Below are 6,659 nucleotides of genomic sequence, written 5' to 3'. Positions count from 1 at the left end.
TTCATCATTTGGTATTACTGAACCTCTTTTATTTATTTCAATAGATTCTTTAACAACTTCTTCTTCTGCTTGATCGTCTGATAATATATAAAATTCTATATTATATTTTTTAGAAGTTATTAATTTTATACCATTCATTATAAGGTCCTTATATCTAGATTCGAGTATTTCCCTAGTAAAGTCATTAGGAACACCAAATCTCACTGTTTTATCATCCATAGCCATAGGTTCTGCACTTTTTATCCATGTATTGAAACTAACTTCTGAAAGTTCGCCTTTTAGGATATTTAAGGTCTTTTCCCACATTTCTTTAAGTTGGGCGTTCATTTCGTATCCTCCAGTCAAATTATAAAAATTTTATTATAGAAATTATATTAAAGTATAAACAAAGTATAAACATGTTTATACACAACTATTTAAAATAATAGCCATTGTTATTAAAAGTATTCACATGTTTATAACTCTGTGGGTAATATTTATATGTTTAAAGTTATCAACAATATAAAGAAAAACATATAAACATAATTAAAATCATATATAATAGTGAATTGTATGTTGAAGTATTGATTATAATATAAAATACATGAAGAATCAATAAGTTATACACAAAGTTATCAACAACTGTGGATAACCTTAAAGGTATCAAAAAGTATTAACAATTCACATCTATAATATCATAAAAATTTGATAACATTCAACAACTTATCCACAAAAAAAAATTGTTGATAAAGTTATCAACAAAAATTACCTATATATATATATATGTTAAATTTCATTTGTCTTCTTGACATTAAATTATGCTCACTATATAATTATAGGGTAAAACTATAATGTATATGAGTATGATAACAAATACCTTATTATACATAAGAATAGATGAAGGGGGTGTAGTTAGCATGTTCATGACATACCAACCTAAGAAAAGACAAAGAAAAAGAGAACATGGTTTCAGAAAAAGAATGAGAACTTTATCTGGAAGAAAAGTTCTTCAAAGAAGAAGACAAAAAGGTAGAGCAAAATTGTCAGCATAAGGGCCGCTTTAGTGGCCTTTTTCTGCAATTGTAGGAAAAAAAGGAGTAATGTTTTGGCATGAAAGACGAAAAGCTTAGAAAAAATATTGAATTTAGAAGAGTTTACAGAAGAGGAAAGTCTTTTGCTAATGAATTATTAGTTTTATATGTATATAAAAATTATCATAATAAAGATAAAGATAATAGACCTATTAATAGAGTAGGTATATCTGTAAGTAAAAAAGTTGGAAAAAGTGTAACTAGAAGCAAAGTAAAAAGATTAATAAGTGAAAATTATAGATTAAACTGTAGCGACATAAAAAAAGGATTTGATTTTGTCTTTGTTGCAAGGGTTGCTGTAAAGGATAAAGATTACTTTCAGATAGAAGACTCCATGAAGAAGCTTTTTAAAAAGGCAGGTTTAACGGAAAGTGATTAAAAGACTTTTCATTAGTTTAATAAAGTTTTATAGAAAATATATTTCACCTATGAAAGCTCCATCATGTAGATTTTATCCAACATGTTCAGAGTATGCCTTAGAGGCTATAGAAAAGTATGGAACATTAAAAGGTGGCTTTATGTCTTTAAGAAGGATATTCAAGTGTCATCCTTTTCATAAAGGCGGATATGACCCTGTTAAATAATATTGTCGGGAGGTTTAGTATTTGAAGTATATAAATCAGTATTTAACTCAATTTTTTGAATTTATTCATGGGTTAGTAAAGATAGTAACTGCTAATCCAGATTATTCTTATGGCCTAGCTATAATATTTTTTACTATTATAATAAGAATAATCTTGCTACCTTTGAATATAAAACAAACAAGATCTCAAGTAAAGATGCAAGAGATACAACCAGAAATGAAGAAGTTGCAAGCTAAGTATAAAAATGATCCTCAAAAGCAACAACAAGAAATATCTAAATTATATAAAGAAAATGGTGCAAGTCCTTTAAGTGGATGCTTACCTTTATTGGTACAAATGCCAATACTTTTTGGATTGTATTATGTTTTTAATAACTTACAAGGTATAACTGGAGTGGGATTTTTGTGGATAAAGGACTTATCACAACCAGACCATTTATACATATTACCTGTTTTATCATTTTTAACACAATTTATATCTAGTAAAATTATTTCAAACAATGCACCTCAAGATGCTCAGGCAAAGCAGATGCAAACAATGAATATTTTTATGGCAGGATTTATAGGGTTCATGAGTATGAAGCTTAAATCAGCCTTAGTCTTATATTGGGTTATAAACAATTTAATACAAATTGCTCAAACCTTCTTAACTAAATCTCTAGATAAAAAGCCTAATGATGAAGTTTCTACAAATAAACTTGCAAAAGAAATTAATTCCGATAGAAATTCAACTAAAAAGAATAAATAAAAATAGGGGTATGAGATCAAAGGTGGGTGAAATAGGTTATGAAAACAATTGAAATTAGCGGAAAGACAGTAAGTGATGCATTAAAAAATGCACTAAAAGAATTAAATGTTACAGAGGATAAAGTTGAAGTTGAAGTTTTAGAAAAGGGCTCTAAAGGTTTATTTAAGTTTATTGGAGTTAAGCCAGCTAAAATCAGGGTTAAATTAAAAAAGGATTATGCGAATGATGCGAGATCTTTTTTAACTGAAGTTTTAAATGCAATGGGCGTTGTAGCAGAGGTTGACATAAAAGAAGAGAATAACGTTATTAACATTATCTTATCTGGTGATAATATGGGGATTGTAATAGGCTATAGAGGTGAAACTCTAGATGCTATTCAATATTTAGTTAGCCTTGTTGTGAACAAAGGTAATGTGGAAGAATATAAAAGGGTTGTATTAGATACAGAAAATTATAGGTTTAAAAGAGAAGAGACTTTAAAACGATTAGCAGATAAGACCGGCAGTAGGGTAAGAAGATCTGGAAGAAGTTTTAAATTAGAACCTATGAATCCTTATGAAAGAAGGATAATACATTCAGCATTACAAGATAATCCTTATATTTATACTTATAGTGAAGGTGAAGAACCTTATAGAAGAGTAGTAGTAGATTTAAAGAAAGCCTAAGGTGGCTTTCTTTTTTAATATACCGGTAAGCTCTTACTTAAAATTATTAGTTGATGATTTATAATCAATGAAAATTTATAAAAAGAATCATAGTAATACTTGAGTAAGAGAAAATGAAATGATATAATTTCTAATGTTTTATTAATACAGGTAAAGCATATAAAAGTTGAAATCAAATTTTTATTTATACAGATAAAGATTTAAAATAAAAGTAATTATATATTAAGATTAACATTATTTTCATTAAATAATAAACTGATTTTATAGTATAATTTATTATATATACAACCGATTTTTCGGGTTTAGGAGGCTAAAGATGAAAGAGTTTGATACTATAGCTGCTATAGCTACAGCTGTAGGTGAAAGTGGAATTTCAATTATAAGAGTTTCAGGAGATAAGGCTCTTTCTATTGTTTCGTCTATATTTGAGGGTAAGAACAATAGAAAGATTGATGATATAAGTCCATATTCAATGAGGTATGGAAAGATTGTAGATAAGTTTAGTAAAGAGATGATAGATGAGGTACTTGTAAGTTTTATGAAAGGACCTAAGAGTTTCACTGCTGAAGATTCTGTAGAAATAAATTGTCATGGTGGAATTATGTCTACAAATAAGGTTTTAGAAGAAGTTATAAAGGCTGGAGCTAGAATAGCACAGCCAGGAGAGTTTACTAAAAGAGCGTTCTTGAATGGTAGAATTGATTTAAGTCAGGCAGAAGCTGTGATGGATTTAATAAGAGCAAAAACTGACCTATCGATGAAATCAGCATTAATGCAAAGTGAAGGTCGAATTTCCAGGGAAATAAAAGACATTAGACATGATCTATTAGGGGTTATCGCTCACATAGAGGCTACTGTAGATTTTCCAGAAGAAGATTTAGAAGAAATGACTTCAGATAAGATAAAGATTGATTTAGATAATATAATAAATAGGATTGAGAGATTACTTGATACTGCAAGTGAAGGAAGAATTATAAGAGAAGGTCTTAGTATGGTTATAATAGGGAAACCTAATGTAGGCAAATCTTCACTTTTAAATTCTATATTAATGGAACAAAGATCTATAGTAACAGATGTTCCAGGTACAACAAGGGACGTTATAGAAGAGTATATCAACTTAGATGGTATCCCTGTTAAGGTTGTTGATACTGCAGGAATAAGAGAAACTGAAGATTTAGTAGAAAAAATAGGCGTAGAAAGATCTAAAGAAAAGATTAGTGAAGCAGATCTTGTAGTGCTTATGCTAGATTTAAGTAGGAAATTAGACTCTGATGATAAAGAAATCTTAGAGTATATAAAAAATAAGAAATATATAGTCATTTTAAATAAATCTGATTTAAAAAGAGAATTAGAAGAATGTGATTTTCAGGATATGAAAAATATTATTGAAATATCTGCAAAAAATGGCGAAGGAATAGATTTATTAAAAAATAAAATAAAGGATCTTTTCTTTAAAGGTGAAATTAATTCTACAGATTTAATGATAACTAACTCTAGACACAAAGAGGCTTTGTATAGAGCTAAAGAAAAGTGTTTAGCTTCATTAGAAACACTTAATAGTGGTGTATCTATAGATTTTGCATCTATAGATATAAGAGGTGCTTGGATTAACTTAGGTGAAGTTAGTGGTGAAACTTTAGAAGAAGATATAATAGACAAGATTTTTTCAGAATTTTGTTTAGGAAAGTAGAGGTGAATAATGAGATATTTAAGAGGAGAATATGATGTAGTTGTAATAGGAGGTGGCCATGCGGGTTGTGAGGCTGCACTAGCTTCTGCTAGGATGGGCCAAAAGACACTTATGGCTACAATGAACTTAGATAGTATAGCCCTTATGCCTTGTAATCCTAATATTGGGGGTACAGCAAAAGGACATTTAGTAAAAGAAATAGATGCTCTAGGTGGAGAGATGGCTGTAAACATAGACCATACATTTATACAATCTAGAATGTTAAATACATCAAAAGGACCTGCTGTTCATTCTTTAAGGGTTCAGGCAGATAAAACTAAATATCAGTATAGAATGAAACATGTCTTAGAGATGCAAGAAAATTTAGATATAAAACAAATTGAAATAAACCATATAGAAGTAGAAGATGGAAATGTAACAGGAGTATTAACAAAAACTGGTGCATACTTTAAAGCAAAGTCTGTGATACTTGCCACAGGAGTTTATTTAAAGGGTAAGGTAATCTTTGGTGAAGTTAGTTATTATAGTGGGCCTAATGGTCTTGCACCTTCTATGAGCCTTAGTGAATCTTTGATAAACCTAGGATTTGATCTTAGAAGATTTAAAACAGGTACACCTGCACGTATAAATAAAAACTCTGTAGATTTTTCTCAAACTGTAGAACAAAAGGGTGATAGTATAATAGTACCATTTTCGTTTATGAGTGATGAAATAACTAGAAGTCAAATGTCTTGTTATTTAACATATACAAATGAAGAAACTCATAATGTAATTAGAGAAAATATAGATAGATCACCTATGTATAATGGTTCTATAGAGGGAGTAGGTCCTAGATATTGTCCTTCTATAGAGGATAAGATAATGAGATTCCCAGATAAACTTCAACATCAAATATTCATTGAACCAGAAGGTGAAGATACTGAGGAGATGTATGTTCAGGGTATGTCAAGTTCACTCCCAGAAGAAGTTCAAATTAGTATGCTAAAGACTATACCGGGACTTCAAAATGTTGAAGTAATGAGAACGGGATATGCCATAGAATATGATTGTATAGATCCACTAGAATTAAAACCTACACTTGAGTATAAAAGGGTTAATGGATTATTTGGAGCTGGGCAAATAAATGGTACATCAGGATATGAAGAAGCGGCAGCACAAGGATTAATAGCAGGTATAAATGCTGTTTTAAAAATAAAAAATGAAGATCAACTAATATTAGCTAGATCTGACGGATATATAGGAGTCTTAATTGATGACTTAGTTACAAAAGGTACTAATGAACCTTATAGGATGATGACATCAAGAGCAGAATACAGGCTATTATTAAGGCAAGATAATGCGGATTTAAGACTTACAGAAATAGGACATAAAATAGGTTTAGTTAAAGAGGATAGATATTTAAGATACAAAATCCGAAAACATAAAATAGAAAGTGAACTTAATAGATTAAAAAACATTCAAGTAACAAGTAAAAGAGAAACAAGTGAATGCTTAGAAACTTTAGGAACTACAGAATTAAAGAAACCTATAAGCTTATATGAGCTAATAAAAAGACCAGAGCTTGATTATTATATAATAGCTCCACTAGATAAAGAAAGACCAATACTTCCAAAGGATGTTATGGATCAAGTAAATATCGTATCTAAATATGAAGGTTATATAGAAAAGCAAATGGAACAAGTAAGTCAATTCAAGAAGTTTGAATCTAAGATGATTCCAATGGATATAGATTATAATGAAATAAAAGGGCTAAGGATAGAGGCAATTCAAAAACTAAATACTGTAAAACCTATAAGTATAGGTCAAGCATCAAGGATATCAGGTGTCTCACCAGCTGATGTATCAGTATTATTAATATACCTTGAACATAAGTATAGCCTTAGGCAACAAAGTTAATATAAAG

The 6,659-nt window shown here is 29.5% G+C and carries 8 protein-coding genes; 7 read left to right on the top strand and 1 reads right to left on the bottom strand.

Going from position 1 to position 6,659, the window contains the following annotated elements; translation table 11 throughout:
* On the bottom strand, positions 1-327 hold a 327-nt coding region (locus tag DY168_RS14405; RefSeq protein WP_278286361.1), incomplete at its 3' end, for a DnaA N-terminal domain-containing protein.
* 569 nt (positions 328-896) lie between these two features.
* Between DY168_RS14405 and rpmH the strand changes: the two genes are divergently transcribed.
* The 7 genes from rpmH to mnmG all read left to right on the top strand — a co-directional run bounded on the left by rpmH (position 897) and on the right by mnmG (position 6,652).
* The gene (gene rpmH, locus DY168_RS14400) at positions 897-1,031 is read left to right on the top strand and encodes a 50S ribosomal protein L34 (RefSeq protein ID WP_115642519.1); all 135 of its coding nucleotides are present in this window, start codon (positions 897-899) and stop codon (positions 1,029-1,031) included.
* A 58-nt stretch (positions 1,032-1,089) separates the two neighbouring features.
* Positions 1,090-1,449 (top strand): ribonuclease P protein component, encoded by a 360-nt coding sequence (gene rnpA, locus DY168_RS14395; protein WP_115642353.1) that lies wholly within the window; start codon positions 1,090-1,092, stop codon positions 1,447-1,449.
* Complete coding sequence (yidD, locus tag DY168_RS14390; RefSeq protein ID WP_115642518.1) at positions 1,445-1,654, top strand: membrane protein insertion efficiency factor YidD; 210 nt, start codon at positions 1,445-1,447, stop codon at positions 1,652-1,654. The genes rnpA and yidD overlap by 5 nt, the downstream gene beginning before the upstream one ends.
* A gap of 21 nt (positions 1,655-1,675) precedes the next feature.
* A complete protein-coding gene (gene yidC / locus DY168_RS14385; protein ID WP_115642352.1) occupies positions 1,676-2,401 on the top strand; it encodes a membrane protein insertase YidC in 726 nt (241 codons plus the stop codon).
* A 38-nt stretch (positions 2,402-2,439) separates the two neighbouring features.
* Complete coding sequence (gene jag, locus DY168_RS14380; protein ID WP_115642351.1) at positions 2,440-3,066, top strand: RNA-binding cell elongation regulator Jag/EloR; 627 nt, start codon at positions 2,440-2,442, stop codon at positions 3,064-3,066.
* A 316-nt stretch (positions 3,067-3,382) separates the two neighbouring features.
* On the top strand, positions 3,383-4,756 hold the full coding sequence (gene mnmE, locus DY168_RS14375; protein WP_115642350.1) for a tRNA uridine-5-carboxymethylaminomethyl(34) synthesis GTPase MnmE: 1,374 nt from the start codon (positions 3,383-3,385) through the stop codon (positions 4,754-4,756).
* 9 nt (positions 4,757-4,765) lie between these two features.
* Positions 4,766-6,652 (top strand): tRNA uridine-5-carboxymethylaminomethyl(34) synthesis enzyme MnmG, encoded by a 1,887-nt coding sequence (mnmG, locus tag DY168_RS14370; protein ID WP_115642349.1) that lies wholly within the window; start codon positions 4,766-4,768, stop codon positions 6,650-6,652.
* The last annotated feature ends 7 nt before the right edge of the window (positions 6,653-6,659 follow it).

The organism is Clostridium putrefaciens (assembly GCF_900461105.1).
Lineage (GTDB): Bacteria > Bacillota > Clostridia > Clostridiales > Clostridiaceae > Clostridium_L > Clostridium_L putrefaciens.
This window is presented reverse-complemented; position numbering and strand designations above follow the sequence as displayed.

Bases quoted from the DNA above. Each gene is read 5' to 3' on its own strand.
- rpmH (WP_115642519.1), top strand. From the start codon at position 897: ATGTTCATGACATACCAACCTAAGAAAAGACAAAGAAAAAGAGAACAT.
- rnpA (WP_115642353.1), top strand. From the start codon at position 1,090: ATGAAAGACGAAAAGCTTAGAAAAAATATTGAATTTAGAAGAGTTTAC.
- jag (WP_115642351.1), top strand. From the start codon at position 2,440: ATGAAAACAATTGAAATTAGCGGAAAGACAGTAAGTGATGCATTAAAA.
- mnmE (WP_115642350.1), top strand. From the start codon at position 3,383: ATGAAAGAGTTTGATACTATAGCTGCTATAGCTACAGCTGTAGGTGAA.
- mnmG (WP_115642349.1), top strand. From the start codon at position 4,766: ATGAGATATTTAAGAGGAGAATATGATGTAGTTGTAATAGGAGGTGGC.